Source organism: Celeribacter halophilus (assembly GCF_018860305.1).
Classification (GTDB): Bacteria; Pseudomonadota; Alphaproteobacteria; order Rhodobacterales; family Rhodobacteraceae; genus Celeribacter; species Celeribacter halophilus_A.
Map to the genome: position 1 here is coordinate 675,633 of NZ_JAHKPE010000031.1, position 20,061 is coordinate 695,693.

22 protein-coding genes are annotated in these 20,061 nt (G+C 59.7%); 3 read left to right on the forward strand and 19 right to left on the reverse strand.

Annotated features, from left to right (window positions below; translation table 11 throughout):
* Positions 1-40 precede the first annotated feature (40 nt).
* Both KO492_RS15115 and KO492_RS15120 read right to left on the reverse strand, forming a co-directional pair.
* Entirely contained in the window at positions 41-757 is a 717-nt protein-coding gene (locus tag KO492_RS15115; RefSeq protein ID WP_252735541.1) for an FG-GAP repeat domain-containing protein, read from the reverse strand.
* Positions 757-1,080 carry a 2Fe-2S iron-sulfur cluster-binding protein gene (locus KO492_RS15120; protein ID WP_216045703.1) on the reverse strand — a complete coding sequence of 108 codons (324 nt, stop codon included), beginning with the start codon at positions 1,078-1,080 and terminating at the stop codon, positions 757-759. Before KO492_RS15120 ends, KO492_RS15115 begins: the two co-directional genes overlap by 1 nt.
* A gap of 257 nt (positions 1,081-1,337) precedes the next feature.
* On the opposite strand from KO492_RS15120, the gene KO492_RS15125 reads away from it, so the two are divergent.
* On the forward strand, positions 1,338-1,865 hold the full coding sequence (locus KO492_RS15125) for a peptidoglycan-binding domain-containing protein (RefSeq protein WP_216045704.1): 528 nt from the start codon (positions 1,338-1,340) through the stop codon (positions 1,863-1,865).
* A 91-nt stretch (positions 1,866-1,956) separates the two neighbouring features.
* On the opposite strand, the gene KO492_RS15130 is transcribed toward KO492_RS15125, so the two are convergent.
* The 6 genes from KO492_RS15130 to rpiA all read right to left on the reverse strand — a co-directional run bounded on the left by KO492_RS15130 (position 1,957) and on the right by rpiA (position 8,502).
* Positions 1,957-3,378, reverse strand: a complete 1,422-nt coding sequence (locus KO492_RS15130; protein WP_416351255.1) for a Do family serine endopeptidase — start codon at positions 3,376-3,378, stop codon at positions 1,957-1,959.
* 438 nt (positions 3,379-3,816) lie between these two features.
* On the reverse strand, positions 3,817-4,014 hold the full coding sequence (locus KO492_RS15135) for a DUF2065 domain-containing protein (RefSeq protein WP_216045706.1): 198 nt from the start codon (positions 4,012-4,014) through the stop codon (positions 3,817-3,819).
* On the reverse strand, positions 4,015-4,890 hold the full coding sequence (hflC, locus tag KO492_RS15140) for a protease modulator HflC (RefSeq protein ID WP_216045707.1): 876 nt from the start codon (positions 4,888-4,890) through the stop codon (positions 4,015-4,017). It abuts the gene before it with no gap.
* Complete coding sequence (gene hflK, locus KO492_RS15145; RefSeq protein ID WP_216045708.1) at positions 4,890-6,032, reverse strand: FtsH protease activity modulator HflK; 1,143 nt, start codon at positions 6,030-6,032, stop codon at positions 4,890-4,892. Before hflK ends, hflC begins: the two co-directional genes overlap by 1 nt.
* 148 nt (positions 6,033-6,180) lie before the next feature.
* On the reverse strand, positions 6,181-7,542 hold the full coding sequence (gene gor, locus KO492_RS15150; protein WP_216045709.1) for a glutathione-disulfide reductase: 1,362 nt from the start codon (positions 7,540-7,542) through the stop codon (positions 6,181-6,183).
* A 174-nt stretch (positions 7,543-7,716) separates the two neighbouring features.
* Positions 7,717-8,502, reverse strand: coding sequence for a ribose-5-phosphate isomerase RpiA (gene rpiA, locus KO492_RS15155; RefSeq protein ID WP_216045710.1), 786 nt, complete (start codon positions 8,500-8,502; stop codon positions 7,717-7,719).
* A gap of 165 nt (positions 8,503-8,667) precedes the next feature.
* On the opposite strand from rpiA, the gene KO492_RS15160 reads away from it, so the two are divergent.
* Positions 8,668-9,069 (forward strand): YbaN family protein, encoded by a 402-nt coding sequence (locus KO492_RS15160; protein ID WP_303485390.1) that lies wholly within the window; start codon positions 8,668-8,670, stop codon positions 9,067-9,069.
* A 13-nt stretch (positions 9,070-9,082) separates the two neighbouring features.
* Here the strand turns inward: KO492_RS15160 and KO492_RS15165 are convergent, their stop codons facing one another.
* The 6 genes from KO492_RS15165 to KO492_RS15190 form a co-directional block, all read right to left on the reverse strand.
* On the reverse strand, positions 9,083-9,949 hold the full coding sequence (locus KO492_RS15165; RefSeq protein WP_216045711.1) for a dioxygenase: 867 nt from the start codon (positions 9,947-9,949) through the stop codon (positions 9,083-9,085).
* A gap of 9 nt (positions 9,950-9,958) precedes the next feature.
* Entirely contained in the window at positions 9,959-11,266 is a 1,308-nt protein-coding gene (locus KO492_RS15170; RefSeq protein ID WP_216045712.1) for a TRAP transporter large permease, read from the reverse strand.
* A complete protein-coding gene (locus KO492_RS15175; RefSeq protein ID WP_216045713.1) occupies positions 11,263-11,832 on the reverse strand; it encodes a TRAP transporter small permease subunit in 570 nt (189 codons plus the stop codon). The genes KO492_RS15170 and KO492_RS15175 overlap by 4 nt, the downstream gene beginning before the upstream one ends.
* A 5-nt stretch (positions 11,833-11,837) precedes the next feature.
* Complete coding sequence (locus KO492_RS15180; RefSeq protein ID WP_216045714.1) at positions 11,838-12,920, reverse strand: C4-dicarboxylate TRAP transporter substrate-binding protein; 1,083 nt, start codon at positions 12,918-12,920, stop codon at positions 11,838-11,840.
* Positions 12,921-13,020: 100 nt separating this feature from the next.
* A complete protein-coding gene (locus tag KO492_RS15185) occupies positions 13,021-13,662 on the reverse strand; it encodes a malonic semialdehyde reductase (protein ID WP_252735542.1) in 642 nt (213 codons plus the stop codon).
* A gap of 8 nt (positions 13,663-13,670) precedes the next feature.
* Positions 13,671-14,543: a fumarylacetoacetate hydrolase family protein gene (locus tag KO492_RS15190; protein ID WP_216045716.1), complete on the reverse strand. Its 873-nt coding sequence runs from the start codon at positions 14,541-14,543 to the stop codon at positions 13,671-13,673.
* Between the two features lie 88 nt (positions 14,544-14,631).
* Here KO492_RS15190 and KO492_RS15195 point away from each other — a divergent pair, with 88 nt between their 5' ends.
* Positions 14,632-15,018, forward strand: coding sequence for a YciI family protein (locus KO492_RS15195; protein ID WP_216045717.1), 387 nt, complete (start codon positions 14,632-14,634; stop codon positions 15,016-15,018).
* A 9-nt stretch (positions 15,019-15,027) separates the two neighbouring features.
* Here KO492_RS15195 and KO492_RS15200 read toward each other — a convergent pair whose 3' ends face one another.
* From KO492_RS15200 to KO492_RS15220, 5 genes are all read right to left on the reverse strand, one after another.
* On the reverse strand, positions 15,028-15,828 hold the full coding sequence (locus KO492_RS15200) for an ATP-binding cassette domain-containing protein (RefSeq protein WP_216045718.1): 801 nt from the start codon (positions 15,826-15,828) through the stop codon (positions 15,028-15,030).
* Positions 15,825-16,631 carry an ATP-binding cassette domain-containing protein gene (locus KO492_RS15205; RefSeq protein ID WP_216045719.1) on the reverse strand — a complete coding sequence of 269 codons (807 nt, stop codon included), beginning with the start codon at positions 16,629-16,631 and terminating at the stop codon, positions 15,825-15,827. The genes KO492_RS15200 and KO492_RS15205 overlap by 4 nt, the downstream gene beginning before the upstream one ends.
* Entirely contained in the window at positions 16,628-17,446 is an 819-nt protein-coding gene (locus KO492_RS15210) for an ABC transporter permease (protein ID WP_216045720.1), read from the reverse strand. The genes KO492_RS15205 and KO492_RS15210 overlap by 4 nt, the downstream gene beginning before the upstream one ends.
* A complete protein-coding gene (locus tag KO492_RS15215) occupies positions 17,443-18,396 on the reverse strand; it encodes an ABC transporter permease (protein ID WP_216045721.1) in 954 nt (317 codons plus the stop codon). The genes KO492_RS15210 and KO492_RS15215 overlap by 4 nt, the downstream gene beginning before the upstream one ends.
* A 78-nt stretch (positions 18,397-18,474) precedes the next feature.
* Positions 18,475-19,968, reverse strand: a complete 1,494-nt coding sequence (locus KO492_RS15220) for an ABC transporter substrate-binding protein (RefSeq protein WP_216045722.1) — start codon at positions 19,966-19,968, stop codon at positions 18,475-18,477.
* Positions 19,969-20,061 lie beyond the last annotated feature (93 nt).

Here is a 20,061-nt window from a genome sequence, read left to right on the forward strand (position 1 = left end):
CCGCTCGGTCACTTTCAGAAACAGAGGTTTCCGAAAGGCGTCACTCGCAGACGAGATAGGGCGCAAAGCTCTGCGGCCCGTCATAGGGAGCCACGGCAACAGTCTGTGGCACGCCATTCACAAAGCGGGTCTCCATGACCGAGGACCAGCCGGCATTGGCCGTCACGACCACAGGAGCTTCTCCCGCACAACTGCGCACGCCGCCCTCGATCTCCGCCGCTCCCAGATGGTGATTGGTCAGCCCCCCAACCCGCGCCGAGGCCACCAGCATCCCCTCTCGGGCCAGATCGACAGGCATGAACACCAGCTCTTTCACAAGATGCGGCCGGTCCACATAAGCGATCTCATCCACCCCGTCGCCATCGAAATCGGCAATGCCCGCAATGGCCAGCCAGCGGTGACGCTGACCGATGGGCGCGCTGGCCTTGACGGGGATGAGGCGGTCTTTTTCATCAAGCGCCCAGACCTGCACCCAAGCGCCGGTGACAAAGCCGCTCACAACCGTGACGACCTCCGGCGCACTGTCTCCGTCGAGATCATGGAGCCTCGGGGCTGTGTCCTCGAACACGCTTTTCTTGAACGCCGCCGCACGCGTGGTGCCATCATCAAGCGTGACCACCATTCGCGCATATTCGCCATTGTGCACCGCGCCGTGGCCATAGACCTGCGTCGGCTCCACATAGCGCGCGCCCGTGATCTCGGCGGCGGCAAGCGGGCTGGCCGCCAAAGCAACGCATGTGGCCAGCCGCAACAACATCAAATCTGCTTTTCGGGCAGGTTGACCACCAGACCGTCGATGTCTTCGGTCACCTTGATCTGACAGGTCAGGCGCGAGCGCGCAGGATCGGGCTTATAGGCAAAATCCAGCATATCCTCTTCCATGTCATCCATCGCCGGAAGTTTCTCGACCCATTCGGGCGCGACATAGACATGGCAGGTGGAACAGGCACAGGCCCCGCCGCAATCCGCATCAATTCCCGGAACACCATTGTCACGCGCCCCTTCCATGACTGTGCGCCCCACCGGCACATCCACGACATGTTCGGTCCCGTCGAATTCGACATAGGTGATTTTGACCATTGGCTTATCCTTTTTCGCTCGTCTTGCTTTGCAACAGGCTTATCCTGACAGTCAGGTGGAGAAAAGAGCCATTGCGCCGCAAGTCTCCCTTCCCGCCGGCCCGCAAACGTCAAATGCCATATTTTGTGGCACAGATCACAAGGCGCAAACCGCTCGCATGCGCATTCTTCTTTGGCATATCCCGCAGATCAGGGTAGCATGGCGGCAAAATTCCGGAACACCGACAGAACACCGGACAAAAAGCAACGAGAGAGCAGATGACAGGATCCCTTTCGCGCAGGCCAATCGCGCTTTTTCTGGCAACAGGCCTCATGGCCGCCTGTCAGATGACCACACCGGAGACAGAGATTTTACGCGCCTCCGAGACCCCCGGCGCACCGCCCGGTGCGGATCCGGAGAGCTGTTTCTCCCGCCATGTGAGCCCTGCCATCATCGAAACCGTGACCGAGCAGGTTCTCGTGCAGCCCCCGCAAATCGACGCGTCGGGGACGGTGTCCTATCCGGCAGTCTACCGCACGGAGACCCGTCAGGAGATTGTGCGCGAGCGCAAGGAATTGTGGTTCGAAACCCTCTGTCGGGAAGACTGGACACCGGAGTTCATCGCCTCGGTCCAACGGGCGCTGGCTGTGCGCGGTTATTACCACGGCACCGCCCACGGTCGCATGGATCACGCCACCCGCCGCGCGATCCGCGCCTATCAGTTGGAACAAGGGGTGGACAGCGAAGTTCTGTCCCTCGCCGCCGCCCGCCAACTGGGGCTCAAGGAAGTGCCGCGGGAGGAGTAACGCCTCTCCGGCCCGCATTGGCGCAACAAAACATTTCCACACAAAAAGGCGGCCCGAAGGCCGCCTTTGATGTCTCGGGAGACCGGAAGGATTACTCGTCCACACCCAGCGCCACGAAACGCGGCTCACCAGCGCGGCGCACCAGAAGCAGGACGGTTTTGCGTCCGGCATCCTTGGCCTCTTCAATCCGTGCCTCAAGGTCCGAAAGCGACGCAATTTTCTGCTGACCCGCTTCGGTGATGACGTCACCGGCACGCAGACCCTTGGTGTAGGCCTCGGAGGTCTCGTCCACATCCAGCACGGCCAGACCTGTTGTGCCGGACGAGATGCCAAGCTGTTCGCGCAGCGTGTCATCAAGCGGCTGGAGTTTCAGCCCCATCATCTCGATCGCTTCGGGAACCTGCGGCGCAGCGTCATCCTCAGCAGGGAAAGCGGTGCTTTCTGCGTCTTCACGACGGCCCAGCGTGACCATCAGCGTTTTGGTTTTGCCATCACGCAGGACCACAACGCGGACAGCTTTGCCCACTTCGGTTTCACCCACGGTGCGGACAAGTTCGCGGGTATCGCCAACGTCCTTGCCATCAAAGGACAGGATCACGTCGCCGCTTTCGATGCCGGCTTCTTTGGACGGGCCTTCCGGCACATCGGTCACAAGAGCGCCCTTGGCAACATCCATGCCCATAGCCTCGGCCACATCATCGGTCACATCCTGAATGCGCACACCCAGCCAACCACGGCGGGTCTCGCCATATTCCTTGAGCTGGTCGACCACTTTGGAAACCACATTGGACGCCATCGAGAAACCGATCCCGATGGACCCGCCGTTCGGAGACAGGATTGCAGTGTTCACGCCGATCACCTGACCGTCCATGTTGAACAGCGGCCCGCCGGAGTTCCCACGGTTAATTGCGGCGTCGGTCTGGATGTAATCGTCATAGGCTCCGGAAAGTGCGCGACCGCGTTGCGAGACAATCCCTGCGGAGACCGAGAAGCCCTGCCCCAGCGGGTTGCCCATAGCCATGACCCAATCGCCAACACGCGCCGCATCACTGTCACCAAAAGGGACAAAGGTCAGCGGCTTGTCGCTTTCGACCTTGAGCACGGCAATATCTGTCGTCGGATCGGTGCCGATCAGTTTTGCCGGCAGGGTGAACCCTTCGAAAAATTCGATTTCAATCTCGTCAGCCCCGTCAATGACGTGGTTGTTGGTGACGATATAGCCATCTTCGGAAATCACAAAACCGGAGCCCAGAGCCTGAGACCGGCGCGGCGCCTGACCTCCCGGATTGTTGCGCTCCATGAAATCACGGAAGAAATCTTCGAAAGGCGAGCCTTCGGGCACGATCGGAGAAGGATCGGTCGAGGCCTCGACCACCGTGGTTGTGGTGATATTGACCACAGCCGGGCTGACTTTTTCTGCGAGATCGGCAAAGCTTTCGGGAGCCCCGCGCGCTTCTGCGGCGATGCTCTGGAACATGAGGGCGAACGCACCCATGAGCGCCACGAACATCATGCGCCATCTGGCGCGCGTTTCCTGAGGGGTGAAAGTGACGGCGCGAGCCTGTGTCATAGGTCTAATATCCTCCATATGATGCGCGCCCCGCGGCAAATTTGCCCATGTTCCGGCGCGGCGACTGTCCTCAGGGGTACAAATAGGGCGTGACCAACACAACTCAATGTCGGTCGCGCTTAGTCAACAGCATGTGAGCCGTGTGTGACAAGCTCAAACGGTGCAAATTTGCGGGGAATTCCAAGGTGTTTGCGACTTAAAGCATATCGTGCAAACCCGGACGACCGATTTTCGCAAAACCTGCTGCGGCATATAGCGCCGGACCGGCAGGCCCCAGTGTCAAATGCGTTGTCAGAAGCGTTTAGATTAATGCCCTCAAAGAGACGCAAGAGCGTGCTTTGCCCCGCTCAAAGGCGAAAACGAAAGGTGCGGACAAACAGCCTAAACGCCAAGCCCCCGCCGCGCCAGTGCGACCAGAACGACCCCAAAAGCCAGAGCGGTCAACCCGATCATGCGCCGCCGTGCCTGCGGCAACTCCGCAAAGGCCCGCAGCACCTCTTCCAAACGCGCAGGGGCCAGTGCAAGCACCAGCCCCTCCACACATAGCACCAATCCTATCGCAAGGATCAGAAAACCCATTTACCGCCCCGTGTCGGACTTCAGATAGTCGAAGAACTCGCTGTCCGGCGACAGAACCATCGTAGTGTTCTCGCCTTTCAGACCCGCACGGTAAGCATCCAGAGAGCGGTAGAATTCGAAGAACTCGGGATCCTCACCATAGGCCTCGGCATAAATCCGGTTTTTCTCCGCATCGGCCTCACCACGGGTGATCTCCGCCTGACGGCGTGCGTCGGACTCAAGCTCGACCACAGTCCGGTCAGCTTGCGCACGCACACGCTGGGCCGCCTCTTGACCACGGGCGCGCTCATCGGCGGCCTCGCGGGCACGTTCCGCACTCATCCGTGCAAACGTCGCATCAAGGTTCTGATCCGGCAGGAAGGTTTGTTTGAGACGCACGTCCACAACCTCGACTCCGAGAGACAGGGCACGCGCGCGGGCGCTGTCACGGATGCGTTCCATCAACTCGGAACGATCATCCGAAAGAATGGTCGACGAGGTCACACTGTCGGAGCCAAGCACCTCACGCACCTGCGCGTTGAGGATGCCCTGAAGACGGTCCTCGGCCAGTGCGATACCGCCGGTGGAGACAGCCTGACGGAAGCGGACCACATCGGAAATCCGGTAGCGTGCAAAAGCATCAACCAGAAGACGACGGTCATCCGACGGCGTCACCTCGATCTCCGGTGTTTCCAGAGACAGGATACGGTCGTCATAGAAAACGACGTCCTGAATAAACGGCAATTTGAACGCCAGACCCGGATCTTCTTTCACCGATTTGATCTGACCGAATTGCAGCACCAGGGCCTTTTGGCGTTCGTCCACGATAAAGAGCGAGGACATCACCAGAACAAGCGCCACGAACAGGACGCCGAAGAGAATAGGAAGCTTCTTCATCAGTTCGACCCCTCATTGGTGGTGGATTTCTTCAACTCGTTGAGCGGCAGATAGGGGACAACCCCCTGCCCGCCGGCTCCTTCGTCGAGGATGATCTTGTCCATACCGCCATAGACCTCTTCAAGCGCCTCAAGATAGAGACGTTTGCGGGTCACGTCGGGCGCAGTCTGATACTGGGCCAGAACGGCAGAGAAGCGCGAGGCTTCACCTTCGGCCTCGTTGATGACCTGAGCACGATAGGCTTCGGCTTCTTCCAGAATCTGCGCAGCCGTCCCGCGCGCGCCAGCCAGCACGGTGTTGGCATAGGCATCCGCCTGACGCACCAGACGGTCGCGTTCCTGCTCGGCGGCCTGCACGTCGCGGAAGTCGTCGATGACTTCTTGCGGCGGGTCGGCCTTGTCGAGGTTGACGCGGATCACGTTGATGCCGCTGTCATAGCTGTCCAGCGTGCTTTGGATCAGTGTCATCGCCGTATCGGCGATCAGACCACGATCACGGTTGAGAATCGGCGCCAGTTCGGCGGCGGCGATGATCTCGCGCATCGAGGCTTCCGACACGGCCTGCACTGTGGTGCGCGGGTCCGCGAGGTTAAAGAGATATTTCGCCGGATCACTGATGTTCCAGACCACCTGAAAGTCGATGTCGACGATGTTCTCGTCCGTGGTCAGCATCAAACCGGAGCTGCCCTGACCGGCAAGGCCGATGCTTTCGGTGCGTTCGCCCGTGACGATGACTTTTTCGTAGCTGACCAGCGGCCAAGGCGCAAAGTTCAGACCCGGCTGACCGATCTTGTAAAATTTGCCGAGGAAAAGCTCGACCGATTGTTCTTCCGGCTTCACGGAATAGAGCGAAGACGCGGACCAAAGTACGACCGCCCCCAGCACAGCAAGACCGATCATCCCTTTGGACACGCGGGGGCCTTCGCCACCGCCGGACCCGTTGGGACGACCACCGCCGCCACCTTTGCCGCCCATAAGCACTTTCAGATATTCATTGCCCTTGTTGAGCATCTCGTCGATTTCGGGAATCTGCGGCTGCTCGCCCGGACGGCGATTGCCACCCCGATTGTCATCCCCGCGGTTGTCCCCTCCGGTCGGGCGATTTCCACCGCCGCCCCAAGGTCCGCCATTATTGCTGGCCATTAAGGTCAAGTCCTCTCTCGTGTAGATCGTATAGATCAGGCCCGACAGAAAACCTCTGTCGGGCGCTCCCGTGTAACCTGTTCGTTCTGGCCCCGATTTTCAAGGGTGCCCAGGTGTCGCAGTTCGCTTTATCGTGACCAACAGCGGATCATTTGTGAACCCGCACCGGCTCTTTCATCAAAACGATCTCTTCGGCCATGGTCGGATGCACCGCCACAGTGGCATCGAAATCCTCTTTCGTAGCCCCCATCTTGATGGCCACACCGGCAAGCTGGATCATCTCACCGGCATGAGGCGCGATGATGTGACAGCCCAGAACGCGGCGTGTCTCGGCGCACACGATGAGTTTGAACATCACGCGTTCGTTCTTCTCAATGAAACTGTTCTGCATCGGGCGGAAGGCCGCCGAGTAAATTTCAACCGGCCCTTCGTCACGCGCCTGCTCTTCGGTCAGCCCGACAGCGCCGTATTCCGGCTGGGTGAAAATCGCGGAGGGCACATTGGCATGATCCGGCTTCATCGGGTTGCCTTTGAACACCGTCTCGTGGAAGGCCACGGCCTCGCGGATCGCCACGGGGGTCAGCTGGATGCGGTCGGTGACATCGCCCACGGCAAAGATAGAGGGAATATTGGTCTGCGAATACTCATCGACAACAACCGCCCCGCCACGTCCAAGGGTCACGCCCGCCTCTTCGAGGCCAAGCCCCGCCGTATTGGGTTTGCGCCCTGTAGCATAGAGCACCACGTCAAAGAGGCCCTCGCGCCCGTCGGTTGCCTTGACCCAGATGCCGCCATCGCGTTTTTCAAGCCGCTCCACATCGGTCCCGACATGCAGATTGACGCCCTGACCGCGGATCAGTTCCGCAATGTGGCCGCGCGCCTCGTCGTCGAAGCCCCGCAGGATTTGCGCCCCGCGATAATATTGCGTCACCTCCGAGCCCAGCCCGTTGAAGATACAGGCGAATTCACAGGCGATATAGCCGCCGCCGACGATCAGAATACGCTTGGGCAGTTCGGGAATGTCGAAAATCTCGTTCGATGTGATCGCATGTTCGATCCCCGGCACATTGTCCGGCACGAAAGGCGTGCCTCCCACGGCGACGAGAATATGCTTGGCAGTTTTCTCGGTCCCGTCCGCAAGCACCACCGTGTGCGGATCCTTGACGGTCGCGCGCTGGTGCAGGATTTCGACACCCGCATTGCCCGCGTTTTTCGTGTAGATGCCTTCGAGGCGCGACAGTTCCGCTTTCAACTTGCTCTGGAAACTCGGCCAGTCGAAATCGCCCAAGCGGATGTCCCAGCCGTATTTTGCGGCCTCGTCGGCAGCGTGGGAATATTGCGAAGCGAACACCATCAGCTTTTTGGGCACACATCCGCGAATAACACAGGTGCCGCCCATACGGAATTCCTCTGCCATGGCCACCTTTTTGCCATCCGCCGCCGTAAGCCGTGCTGCGCGCACGCCACCGGAGCCGCCACCAATCACGAAGAGATCATAGTCGAAATCCATCTGTCCCGCCTTTTTTCGAAGAATTCTAAACTTGGGGCTAGATGTAGGGGCTTTGACGCCAAAGGAAAACCCCGCGCCTGACGCACGGGGGCTTTGCAGCAACACATTCCTGTTTCGAGCACCCCTGCTCCGGCCAGTCCGACGCCCGCCCTTGTTCCCGAACCGACGCGACGATCAGACCAGATCGGCGAAAATGTTTTCGCTGTCCTCAAACTCGATCCGGTCTTCGTTTTCCTCGCCCGACAGGATGTCTTTCGTCGTCACCCGCCCGTCACCGTGGCCGATGATCACCTTGTCGCAAATGTCGATGAACAGGCCGTTTTCCACCACACCGGGAATCTGGTTGAGCACCAGCGCAAGCTGGCGCGCGTTGCCGATGCGTTGCAGGTGCAGGTCGATGATGTGATTGCCCTCATCGGTCACATAGGCCGCGTCCCCGTTCATCCGCACGGTGGACTGCTGACCAAGAACATCCATAGACACCAGTGTTTCCTCCACCAGCGCCTTGGTCGTCTGCCAACCGAAGGGGATCACCTCCACCGGCAAGGGAAACGCGCCGAGCATATCAACCTGTTTCGACACATCCGAAATGACGATCATTTGATCGGAGGCCGTGGCCACGATTTTTTCCTGCAACAACGCGCCGCCGCCGCCCTTTATGAGGTTCAGCTCAGGGTCGAATTCGTCGGCACCGTCAATCGTCAGATCAAGCCATTTCGCCTCGTCCAAAGAGATCACCTTGATCCCCTGCTGACGCGCCAGTTCTGCCGTGCGGCTCGACGTCGGAACGCCAACGATATCAAGACCTTCCTCACGCACCAACTCACCCAGACAGCGCACCATCCATGCGGCGGTCGAGCCTGTGCCAAGGCCCACTTTCATCCCGTCCTCAACGTAACCCACCGCCTTTTTCGCGGCCACGAATTTGGCGGTATCAATCGGTGACAAGGTATCGGACATGCTGCGGTTCCTCCGAGGGGATAAAACAAAGCGCCCCTGCCTTGGTGTTCAGGACAGGTTTACAGGACAACCACACCGCTTATAGGCAGGGATCGGCCGTTTTGACAGATAAAATCTGGCTGCGATGTAGACAGCGCAGCGGTCGGGCGCGACAAGAATGCAGATGTGCAACCGTCACGCATGTGGCAGGGTATGGAAATGACGGACCGGATCGTAAAACTCATCCACCTGACACTCGGCACGCTTTGCGTGATTCTGGGCTTTATCGGGGCGTTTCTTCCCGTGATGCCCACCACGATCTTCGTCATCCTTGCGGCCTTCTTTTTCACCAAAGGCTCGCCACGGCTAAGATCATATCTTCTGGAGCACAGGATTTTCGGTCCGAACATCCGCGCATGGGAAGAAACCGGCGCCATTCCGCGTCGGATCAAAGTGGTTTCCATTTCAATGATGCTGCTGAGCTTTGTGCCCACGCTACTCTTGCGTGTCCCGCCGCTGTATCTGGGACTTCAGGCCGTTCTGATCGGGGCGGGCGCAGCCTATATCCTGACCCGCCCCGACGCCTGAACCTTGAGCGCCCTTAGTCGCGCACGAGTGTGAAGTCGAAATCGACCCGCGCATAGGGACCCTCGACCTTGCCGGACAGGGCAAACCCCTCCGGAAAACTGCCTGCAGGCTGAAGCACATAGGTCATCACCAGATCCTCGCGCACGCCGAACACCGTGTCCTGATCCAGATAGGGATCATCTGCGGGAAAGACTTCGGTCACAAGATCACGGAAGCCCTTGGCCTTGACGATAAAATGCAGATGCGAAGGCCGCCACGGGTGCCGTCCTGCGGCGTTCAGGATGTCTCCGACAGGGCCATCCGTCGGCACGGTGTAGCTGACCGGCCGCACTGTGGTGAAGGCATAGCGGCCATTTTCATCTGCGGTCATCAACCCGTGGAACGACATGATGTCCTGATCGGGGTCCTGACTGGAATACAGCCCGTTCGGCGCGGTCTGCCAGATGTCGATCTCGGCACCGGCCACCGGATTGCCTTCGGGGTCACGCACATGACCCTCGACCAGCAACACCTCTTCCTCAAAATCTCCGCGCATGTCGCCCCCGATTTCCAGAGGCGGCGCGTCCGAGACATGGAACGGACCAAGCACGCTGGAACTGGTCGCACCGGGCCGCGAGTTGATCATGTCCACCAGAGAGGACAGCCCCATCACATCCGACAGCAACACAAATTCATTGCGCTCGGGGGTGGTGATCCGCCCCGCCCATTCCAGAGCTTCAAGCCCCTTGCGCCATTCGTCATGGGTCAACCCGACCTCTCGGGTAAAGGCATGCAGGTGCTTTGCCAGACATCCGATCACTTCTCGAAACCGCGGATCGGTGTCTTGCGAGAAATAGCTCTGGAAGACCTCGGTGATATTATCGGGTGTCACGTTGCGCATGGGTATCTCCTAGTTGAGAATAGCAAGGCTGAGTTGCGGAAAACAGATCAGCAGGATCAGGACAAAGAGCATCACCCCCGCGAAGGGCAGCGCGCCCATAAACACGTCTTTGAGGGTGATGCGGTCATCATTCAGCGTGGCCTTGATGACAAAACACGAGATGCCGAGCGGTGGCGTCAAAAGGCCGATCTCAGCCCCGATTACGGTGATAATGCCGAACCAGACCAGAGACAGGCCCATCGGTTCGATCAGCGGCAAAAACAGTGGCACGACGATCAGGATGATCGACGAGGTGTCGAGGATCGTGCCCAGAAACAGCATCAGGACGATGTAGAACACCATAATCTGCGCAAAGCCGAAGCTGGAACCGGCCAGAATGTCGGCCAGTTCATTGGGCAGTCCGGCAAGGCCAAGCATCCGACTGTAGATTGATGCGGCCGTGATCAGAAACAGGATCGCGGCGGTGATATGGCCGGTCTCGATCAGTGTCTCCCACAATCCGCGCCAACTCATGGAGCGGCGCAGCATCGCGATAACAAGGCCCAGCAGGGAACCCGCCGCACCGGCTTCGACGGCGGTGAGCCAGCCAAGGTAGATGCCGCCGATCACGGTGAAGATCAAAAGCAGCATCGGCAGGGTCTTGGACGCAATCTCACGCCACGGCATCGGCTCGTAATCATCCGCAGGCCGCCCTCCCACAAACGACGGCGCAAAGCGTCCCATCGCCCAGATCGCCGCGATATAAGCGAGCGCCAGTAACAGCCCCGGCACGACACCGGCGAGGAACATGTCGCCCACGGATTGTTCGGCGACAAAGGAATAGATGATGAGCATGGCCGAAGGCGGGATGATCATGCCCAGAACGGACGAGCCCGCCACAACGCCCACGGCAAAGCGTGGTTTGTAATCATACGCCAGCATCTCCGGCACGGCGACCTTGGAAAAGACCGAAGCCGAGGCAATCGAACTGCCTGTAACGGCGGCAAAGGCGGCGTTGGCCCCAACGGTTGCCATGCCGATCCCGCCTTTAACGCGCCGGAACCCCGTGCTCATGACGCTGTAAATATCGGTGCCCAACCCCGCTTTCGAGACCACCAGCCCCATGAAGCTGAACAGCGGCACGGTAGCAAAGGTGTATTCCATCGCGCTGTCGGCAACGGCGATCTTGAGCAGGTTCATCGCCAGATCGAAATTGTCTCGCATCAACCAGATCGAGACAAAGGACACGACGCCCAGCGCGATGGGGATATAGACCCCGAGATAGATCATCACGATAATCGCAATGACAGATGCAGTGCCGATCTCGATAGGACTCATGATTGCTCCGATGTCGGGGTTGCGGGGTTGCGCGACGGGCCTACGGATTTAAGCAGAAGGATCGCGGCGCAGAGCGTGGTTCCAAACAGAACGGTCAGTTTGATCGGCCACCATGGCGCGGTGAAAACACCGGGGATGCCGTAGTAATCCTGCGTGTCCCACATCTTGAGAAACTCCGGAAAGATGGCCACCGCCGTCAGTGCCATAAGCATGAAAGACAACAGGTCGATCCCCCGTCGCATCGCGGAGGCCACACGCGGATGGCTCAGACCGATCAACAACAGAAATCCGTCCGAACGGGTCAGCCGCTCCACACGGATGACATCCGGCAGTTGCAAAAACACGATCAGCACCATAGCGAATTGCACCAGCTCGACCGCTCCATGAAACGGGCGGTTGAACAAGCCGCGTGCCACGATGTCGTAATTCACCACCAGCACAAGCCCCAGCACAACAAGCGTGCCGGTGACATTGGCGGCAATGGCCACACCATTGGTCGCGCGGGTCAGGCCGTTGAGAAGGCGACGCAGGCCCGAAGGCTGCGCCGCATCCGTTGAAGGGACCATCTTGCTCACTCCGGCAGGCCAGCGGTCCAGTCGCGCAGACCGGTGAACCCGTCTGCGGCGAGCTTGTCCAGATAGGCGCGCAACATGCCAGAGCCGTCGCTGCCCTTGTCATCAAGTGTCGCGGCCCATTCGGCGGCAATATCCGGCATCGACTCGGCCCATGCGGTGCGTGCCTCGACACTCATCGGCATAATGGTGCCCCCGCCTTCGACATAGGCTGCGCGGCTCTCGGCGGCCTTGTCCATCGCCATCTGGGACAGGTGATCCCGATAGGCTACGGCCACCTCCTGAATCGCCGTTTTCACCTCTTCGGGTAGCGTTTCCCAATAGTCTTTGTTGACGGTCACGGTCTTGGTGTTCACCGCGCCCAGATCGGCTTCGAGCATATAGGGAGCCACTTCCGCCATCTTGAAGGTCGCCGCCGCTTCGGGCCAAAGCATCGCGCTATCGACAAGACCCGTCTGCACCATATTGTAGAAATCCGTCAGCCCGCCACGCACGCCCGCCGCGTTCTCGATCCCTTCGAGATACCGCAGGTTCATGCCCGCACCGGCAATCTTGGTGCCCTCCAGATCGGCAATCGAGTCGACCGGCTCCTTGCTAAACAACTGATAGGTGTCCAACACAACACCGGTGGCCAGATACACCTGGTTCTGGGCTTCGAATTCGGCCTGCATCGCCGGATATTCCCGCGCAATCTCATCCACGGCCTTGGCCACAGCCCGCGCATCTGACGCCACAAAGGGCGTGACGGCGGAAATCGCCTGACTGGGCAGTTTCGAGGAATGGAAAATCGTCGTGACGATACCGATGTCACCCAGCCCCAACTGAACGCCCTCCAGCACACCGCGCGGTTTGACCACCGTGCCGCCATAGCTCTCGCGCCAGTCGATTTTGTAATTTCCGGTCTCGGCCAGCTTCTTGTCCACCTCGGGAATAAAGAAGTCGGTAAATTCCTGCACCCACATGGCGCGGGCCGGATAACCGTCGATGACATTGGCCGTGATAACCTCTTGCGCCAAAGCAGGCAGTGACGCGCCAAGGCCCATCACCGCAGCGAGCGCGGTGCTTGCAAACAAGTGTTTCATAGTGTCCTCCCAGACTGGGCTTTCGCCCGTGATGGTCCCGCCGCTGTTATTATAGGTCGCGGTCGGGTTCGTTTGTCGTCACGCGGTCTCCCCTCCGCGTTCAGATGATACTGCACACCTCCTCAAATCCGAACCGTGGCAATTTCTGAAAAATCGCCGTTTCATCAGCATAGCCGATGTTACAGAGAAAATTCGATTTCCAACCACTTCCCGCAAAAAACTCCACGTCAACAATCTCGTTGGAAAAACCGGACATTGCACCGACATCCAGCCCGAGGGCGCGTGCCGCAATCATAAAATAAGCCCCTTGCAGGGTGGAATTCCGAAAGGCGGTCGCCTCGCAATGCTCCGGCTTTCCTTCGAAAAGCGGGCGGCGGTCCTCATGCGGGAACAAAAACGGCAGTTGCGTCCAGAACTTCGGGTCATAGGCAATGATCGCAGTGACGGGCGCGGCCATCATCTTATCGACATTCTTGGCCTTCAGAGATTTCGCCAGTCGTGCCTTGGCCTCGGGGCTGCGCACAAAGACAAAGCGCGCCGGACAGGTGTTCATGCTGGTCGGACCGGAAATGGTGATCTCGAATATTTCGTGCAAAAGTGCATCGCTTACCGGCTTGTCGGTCCACGCATAATGCGAACGTGCATCACGCAGGATCAGATCAATCGCGGCATCATCGAGCTTTTCACAAGCCGCCCGCACCGCCCGCACTCTGGCCTGTGCCGAGGCGCGTATATCTGTCATGCCCTCGCTCATCGTGCCGCCTCCTCAACCTCGTCAACCACAGGGCTGGCGCAAATGCCGATGCGCTCGATCTCGATCTCGACGGTCTCACCGGGCTTGAGCCAGCGCGGACCCGGCTTTTTGGCGTGTCCCACCCCCGGCGGCGTGCCCATAGCAATCAGGTCGCCCGGTTCCAGTGTGGTGAATTGCGACATGATCGCGATGGTTTGCGCCACCGACCAGATCATATTGCCCGTATTGGAACTTTGCAGGATCTCGTCCCCGACGCGGCTTTCGATCTTCAGACCCGCGGCGCCTTCGGGCAGGTCTTCGGGTGTGACCACATAGGGGCCGATCGCGCCCGTGTTGTCGAAATTCTTGCCCGGTGTCCACTGATGCGTCTTGCGTTGATAATCCCGCACCGAGCCATCGTTGAACACCGTGTAGCCAAAGACATGATCCAGAGCATCGGCCTCGCTGATATGGCGTCCGCCCTTGCCGATGACGATCATCAACTCGGCTTCGTAATCCAGTTGCTCCGAACAGGTCGGCCGCACCAGTGGCGCACCTGCGGCCATGATCGACTTGCGCGTGCGCATGAAAATGGCGGGGTAGTCGGGAATGTCGTAGCCGCCCTCTTTGATATGCTCGATATAATTCAGACCGAGGCACAAAATCTTGCCCGGAGCCGCAACAGGCAGCGCCGGTTTGATATTGACCACCTCCTCGGACGCGCCCGAGAGTGCGCCATTGCGCAGGGCCGTCATCAGATCGGGATTCGAGATCAGGCCCATCAGGTCCGTGCCGACCTCGGGCATCGCGGCGGTGACATTCCGCGCCGTTGCGCCGTCGACGAGATAGACGGCGGTGCTGTTACCAGAGTGGCCAACCATGAGCTTCATGACACATTCCTTCGGTTTGTTTTATATATCTTTGGCGATAATTTTATCGTATGTCAAATAATATCGATATTATTGACGGGAGGTCACAATGCCAAACTGGGAAGACTACAAAGCCGAAGCCAAAGGACGCGGAGCCTTGGCGTTGGAACTCTATGTGGTGACGTCGGTCCCCGCCGCAGAGCCGGCTGCGGTCAAAGCCGCCCTGCCCGCACATCTGGCCTATCAACGATCTCTGGAAGACAACGGGCAACTGGTGCTGGCGGGGCCTCTGTCGGATGAGAGCGGCGCCATGATGGAAGGGGCCGGTCTGATCATCTACCGCGCCGCGACGATGGAGGCCGCACGCGCTCTTGCTGAAGCCGACCCGATGCACCGCGCAAAGGCGCGCAGTTTTACCCTGCGCAAATGGCTTGTGAACGAAGGATCGCTGAATATCGCCCTCGGGCTGTCCACGGGGCGGGCCTCCATGCTCTGAGAAGGCGCTTCAGGACCGGCGGCGGGATTTGCGCCCGATCACATCAAGACGCGGCTCGGCGGCCAAAAGCCGTCGGGTGTAGGCCTCCTGCGGGGCGTCCAGCACCTCCTGAGTGGGGCCGATCTCGACAAGCTTGCCGTGCTGCATCACAGCGACCCTGTCGCAAATCTCCTGAACCACACCGATGTTATGGGTGATGAATAGCACCGATATTCCGTGCCGGTCGCGCAAGCCTAAAATGAGGTCCAGAATTTGCTTCTGAACCGTCAGATCAAGAGCCGAAGTCGCTTCATCAGCCACAAGCAACCGTGGCTTGGTGATGAGTGCGCGCGCAATCGCGATCCTTTGGCGCTGTCCGCCAGAGAACTCATGCGGGAAACGGTCCTGATCGGCGGCGTCCAGCCCGACATCTTCCAACAACGTCCCGACCAATGCACGCCGCTCGGCCCCTTTGGGCGCATTCGGCATCAAATGGAGCGGCTCTGCGATGATCCGCCCGACACGATGACGCGGATTGAGGGAACCATATGGATCCTGAAACACCATCTGAAAATCCCGCCGCGCCTTGCGCAAGTCGCGCGGGCCAAGCGCGAATATATCACGTTGATCCAACAGCACCGTGCCCGATGTCGGATGGTCCAGCGCCATGACGATCCGTGCCAGCGTGGATTTTCCAGAGCCGGATTCTCCGACAACGCCCAGAATCTCGCCCGCATGCAAGGACAGGGACACATTGTCCAAGGCCTTCACAACACCCGACCCGAGATCGAAATGACGTGACAGCTTGCGGATCTCCAATAACGGGGTCATGCGCCCTCCTCCAAAGAGGCCCGCGCCCGTCGCGGCATGGCGTCCAGAAGTTGGCGCGTATAGGCATGCGCGGGGCGGCGCAAAATGTCTTCGGTCGCCCCCTGCTCCATATCCTCCCCCTGACACATCACGAGCGTGCGGTCCGCGATCCGTGCGATCACGCCCAGATCATGCGAGACCAGCATGAGGGAAATCCCCAGATCGGTGACGAGATCATCCAGAACATTGAGAATTTCCGCCTGCACCGTCACATCCAGCGCCGTGGTCGGCTCGTCGGCGATCAGCAAATCCGGATTTGACGCCAAGGCAATCGCAATCCCCACCCGCTGACGTTGCCCGCCGGACATTTCATGCGGGAAACTGTCGATCCGCTCGGAGGCACGGGAAATTTGCACCATATCCAGCAGGCGCAAGGTTTCTGCACGGGCCGCTTTTCTGGACAGACCTTTGTTCAGGATCATACCCTCGGCGATCTGCGCCCCCACGCGCATGGCTGGGTTCAGTGCCGTCATAGGTTCCTGAAAAATCATGCCGATCCGGTTGCCACGCAAGTTGCACAGGTCGCGCTCGGGCAGCCGCAGAATATCGCGGCCCTCGAACATCACCTGTCCCGTGGCCCGCGCCGTGCCCGGCAAGAGCCCGATCATGGCCAAAGAGATCACGGATTTGCCGGAGCCGCTCTCCCCGACGATCCCCAAAACCTCGCCGCGTGCCACGGAAAAGCTGACCCCATGCACCACCTCAACGGGTGGGAGGTTCTCGCGGGCGAAAGAAACGCGAAGATTTTTGACATCCAGCATCATGTGGTCTGTCTCCGTCTGGGGTCCGTCAGATCACGCAGCCCGTCGCCCAAAAGGTTCAGCCCCAGCACGGTGATGGCAATGGCCAGACCGGGGGCCAGCACCAGATGCGGTGCGCTGGAGAGATAGGTCTGGCTCTCTGAGAGCATCCGCCCCCAGCTCGGCGTGGGCGGAGAGACTCCCATGCCGAGAAAGGACAGCCCTGCCTCGGAGAGAATGCCCAGCCCCGTCTGGATTGCCAGTTGCACAATGAGTTGCGCCGAGATGTTGGGCAGGACATGCTCCAGCGTAATCAACGCATCGTGCTTGCCCGCCATACGCGCGGCTTTGACATAGTCCCGCGCCCAGATCTGGATCGCGGCGGCGCGGGTCACGCGGGCGAACACCGGAATCATGAAGACTCCAATGGCCACCATAGATGTCACCGCGCCGGGCCCGAGCAGAGCGCCAAGAAGGATCGCGGAGAGGATCGGAGGAAAGGCAAAGAGCACGCCGTTGAACGTCATGACAAGCCGTTCGACCCAGCCGCCTTTGGCTGCGGCCACAACGCCAAACACCGTGCCAATCCCACCCCCGATAAAGGTTGCGGTGGAGGCAATGCCCAACGAGGTCCACGCGCCCGACATGATGATCGACAACACATCGCGCCCGATCTGATCCGTGCCCAAGAGCCCAACTTCTCCCGGTGCCTTGAGGCGGGCCATGATATTCATGCCCGTAGGGTCCGCAGGTGTCCAGAACCGGCTCAGGAGTGCAGCCCCGACCATAACGGCGGTGATGATCCCGCCCAAGACAAGTGTCTTTGGAACCCTCCTCATCTGCGGCCTCTCAGTCTGGGATCAAGGCGGGCATAGAGCGCATCGGTTCCGGCATTCACAAGAAGGACGATGCCGACGAACAACAGGACGACATTCTGCACCACAATGAGATCGCGCTGCGACAGGGCCTGATAGGCCAAGGTGCCCATTCCCGGCAGGCTGAAGACATTTTCAACCAACACCGCTCCCGAGATGAGAAACGGGATTTGCAGTCCCAGCATCGTGACCACCGGCAGCAACGCATTGGGCACCGTATGCCGCCACAAGGCGCGGCGGCGTGACAGGCCCTTGGCGCGGGCCGTGCGCACGAAATCCTCGTTGGTCACCTCGATGACAGCGGCGCGAGTGACGCGGGTCAGGACAGCGGCTTGCGGGATAGCCAGCGCGATGGACGGCAGGACAAGCGCCCCCAGTGCCGCACCGAACCCCGCCTCCCAGCCGGGAAATCCCCCCGGCGGAAACCACCGGACCTTCACCGCGAAGCCCAGAATGAGCAAAAGCCCGATCCAGAAATTCGGCACAGCGATGCCGATTTGGGAAAACACCGTCGCCAGCCCGTCTCCCGCTTTTCCGGGGCGCGCCGCCGCCATAACGCCCAGAGGCACGGAAACCGCCACAGCCAGCATCGTTGCCATCAACGTCAATGGCAATGTCACGGTGAACCGTTGCGCGATCAGCTCCGTCACGGCCACGCCATAGGTGTAGGACTGCCCCAGATCTCCGGTCATCACCCCGCCCAGCCAATGCGCATAGCGGACCATCAGCGGACGGTCGAGGCCAAGCTCCGCGCGCAAAGCGGCCAGAGTGTCCGGCTGCGCCGAGGTGCCGAGCATGATCTCCGCCGGATCACCCGGAGCGGCTTCGATCAGCAAGAAAATCACCAGCGAGGCGAGCAGCAAAACCGCCGCAGTTCCCAGAAGACGGCGCAAAACTTTCAGATGTCGTGCCATAAGACGCTTTCGAAAGGGACAAGCGGCAAGCTCACCGCCAGACAGGAAGACGTGTCAAAAGAGGCTTGCTCGACCCACTTACTTCACCCAATGCACATCGGTCATGTCATTGGCCGGAACGGGACCGTTTTCCCACACGCCCTCCAGACCGGCCTTCCATACCCCAAGTTTCGGATAGGAGAACAGGAACAAAGCAGGCAGGTCTTCCGCGAGAATTTCCTGCGCCTTGCGATAGCCCGTTTCGCGCTCTGCCTCACTTGTCGCGGCTGCGATCTTTTCCATCTCGGAGCGGAACGCGGCATTGTCGTAATTGAAGTAGTAATTGTCCCGCGCATAGATGCCGATATCGAGCGGCTCGGCGTGGCCGACAATCGTCATGTCATAATTGGTATCTTTGAACACGTCCTGAATCCATGTGGCCGGAAAGTCGGAACTCTGAATTTCCGCGCTCACACCGATCTGGGAAAAGAAAGCCTGCAAAATCTCGGCAGAGCGTTGGGCATAGGTGCGGGTCGGCACTTTGAATTCAAAGGAGAACCCGTCCGGATAACCGGCCTCGGCCAGAAGCACCTTGGCGCGTTCCGGATCATAGGGGAACAGCCCTGTGAGGTCTTCATAGAACGGGCATGCGGGCGAGAAATGCGACCCGATCGCCGTGCCATAGCCGGAGCTTACCGCCGCAATCAGGCTCGGGCGATCCACCGCCAGCATCATGGCCTGACGCACACGCGGATCATCAAAAGGCGGCTTGGCGTTGTTCATCCCCGCAACGATTTCCATTTCACCGGCCCCCACCACGGCCTCATAGGCGGGATTGCGGGTGAACTGGTCGAAAAGCTCCGGCGCATCCAGATTGCCGATGATGTCCACCTGACCGGCTTGCAGCGCCGCCGCCTGTGCCTGTGGGTCTTTGATGAACCGCGCGGTCACGCTCTCCAGCGCAGGGGCCTCCCCCCAATAGCCGTCCCATGCGCTCATGATGACGCGGTCGCCTTTGCGCCATTCCTCCACCTTGAACGGTCCGGTACCGACAGGGGCCGTGTTGTTGGAGTCGGCAGAGCTTGGCTCCACCATCACAGCCGCCGGATAGCCCAGCCAATAGAGCAAATCCGAATTGCGGCTCGACAATGTCAGCACCAATGTGGTCGCATCCACGGCCTCGACTTTGGAAATGGCCGTGTAATTGGCCTTTTGCCCGTTGGTCGAATCCTCTCCCAGAATACGTTCCAAGGTGAACTTCGCCGTCGACGCATCGAAGGGAACGCCGTTTTGGAAGGTCACATCATCTCGCAGGGTAAAGGTGTAGGTCAAACCATCCTCGGAGATCGTCCACGCGGTCGCCAGCTGCGGCACCACGCGGCCTTCGCGGTCAATGGCCACAAGCCCTTCGAATACGTTCTGCCACGTCACCTGCCCCGCTGCGACGGGCGAGGACACAGTCGGGTCGAGCCCTTGGGGTTCCACCGCCTGAACAAAAGTAACGGCATTGACCTCCTGCGCCAGAACCGGCGCGGTGCCGGCCAGAAGAACGGCAAGACAAGTGCCTTTGAAAAACGCGATATGTTTGGTCATGAGCTGCCCCGTTGAAAGCCTTGGTGCGTGTCGAACTGCGCCATCTAAGAACGCGCCACTCATGAGTGCAAGGCGCAATGGGCCGGAAATCCG

What these genes read in the sequence shown, in the direction of transcription:
- KO492_RS15125 (WP_216045704.1), top strand. Translation starts at nt 1,338, where the DNA reads ATGACAGGATCCCTTTCGCGCAGGCCAATCGCGCTTTTTCTGGCAACA.
- KO492_RS15190 (WP_216045716.1), bottom strand. Translation starts at nt 14,543, where the DNA reads ATGAAGCTCATGGTTGGCCACTCTGGTAACAGCACCGCCGTCTATCTC.
- KO492_RS15205 (WP_216045719.1), bottom strand. Translation starts at nt 16,631, where the DNA reads ATGATGCTGGATGTCAAAAATCTTCGCGTTTCTTTCGCCCGCGAGAAC.
- KO492_RS15180 (WP_216045714.1), bottom strand. Translation starts at nt 12,920, where the DNA reads ATGAAACACTTGTTTGCAAGCACCGCGCTCGCTGCGGTGATGGGCCTT.
- hflK (WP_216045708.1), bottom strand. Translation starts at nt 6,032, where the DNA reads ATGGCCAGCAATAATGGCGGACCTTGGGGCGGCGGTGGAAATCGCCCG.
- KO492_RS15220 (WP_216045722.1), bottom strand. Translation starts at nt 19,968, where the DNA reads ATGACCAAACATATCGCGTTTTTCAAAGGCACTTGTCTTGCCGTTCTT.
- KO492_RS15115 (WP_252735541.1), bottom strand. Translation starts at nt 757, where the DNA reads ATGTTGTTGCGGCTGGCCACATGCGTTGCTTTGGCGGCCAGCCCGCTT.
- KO492_RS15215 (WP_216045721.1), bottom strand. Translation starts at nt 18,396, where the DNA reads ATGGCACGACATCTGAAAGTTTTGCGCCGTCTTCTGGGAACTGCGGCG.
- KO492_RS15170 (WP_216045712.1), bottom strand. Translation starts at nt 11,266, where the DNA reads ATGAGTCCTATCGAGATCGGCACTGCATCTGTCATTGCGATTATCGTG.
- rpiA (WP_216045710.1), bottom strand. Translation starts at nt 8,502, where the DNA reads ATGTCCGATACCTTGTCACCGATTGATACCGCCAAATTCGTGGCCGCG.
- KO492_RS15120 (WP_216045703.1), bottom strand. Translation starts at nt 1,080, where the DNA reads ATGGTCAAAATCACCTATGTCGAATTCGACGGGACCGAACATGTCGTG.
- gor (WP_216045709.1), bottom strand. Translation starts at nt 7,542, where the DNA reads ATGGATTTCGACTATGATCTCTTCGTGATTGGTGGCGGCTCCGGTGGC.
- KO492_RS15210 (WP_216045720.1), bottom strand. Translation starts at nt 17,446, where the DNA reads ATGAGGAGGGTTCCAAAGACACTTGTCTTGGGCGGGATCATCACCGCC.
- KO492_RS15175 (WP_216045713.1), bottom strand. Translation starts at nt 11,832, where the DNA reads ATGGTCCCTTCAACGGATGCGGCGCAGCCTTCGGGCCTGCGTCGCCTT.
- KO492_RS15130 (WP_416351255.1), bottom strand. Translation starts at nt 3,378, where the DNA reads ATGATGTTCGTGGCGCTCATGGGTGCGTTCGCCCTCATGTTCCAGAGC.
- hflC (WP_216045707.1), bottom strand. Translation starts at nt 4,890, where the DNA reads ATGAAGAAGCTTCCTATTCTCTTCGGCGTCCTGTTCGTGGCGCTTGTT.
- KO492_RS15195 (WP_216045717.1), top strand. Translation starts at nt 14,632, where the DNA reads ATGCCAAACTGGGAAGACTACAAAGCCGAAGCCAAAGGACGCGGAGCC.
- KO492_RS15185 (WP_252735542.1), bottom strand. Translation starts at nt 13,662, where the DNA reads ATGACAGATATACGCGCCTCGGCACAGGCCAGAGTGCGGGCGGTGCGG.
- KO492_RS15165 (WP_216045711.1), bottom strand. Translation starts at nt 9,949, where the DNA reads ATGCGCAACGTGACACCCGATAATATCACCGAGGTCTTCCAGAGCTAT.
- KO492_RS15200 (WP_216045718.1), bottom strand. Translation starts at nt 15,828, where the DNA reads ATGACCCCGTTATTGGAGATCCGCAAGCTGTCACGTCATTTCGATCTC.
- KO492_RS15135 (WP_216045706.1), bottom strand. Translation starts at nt 4,014, where the DNA reads ATGGGTTTTCTGATCCTTGCGATAGGATTGGTGCTATGTGTGGAGGGG.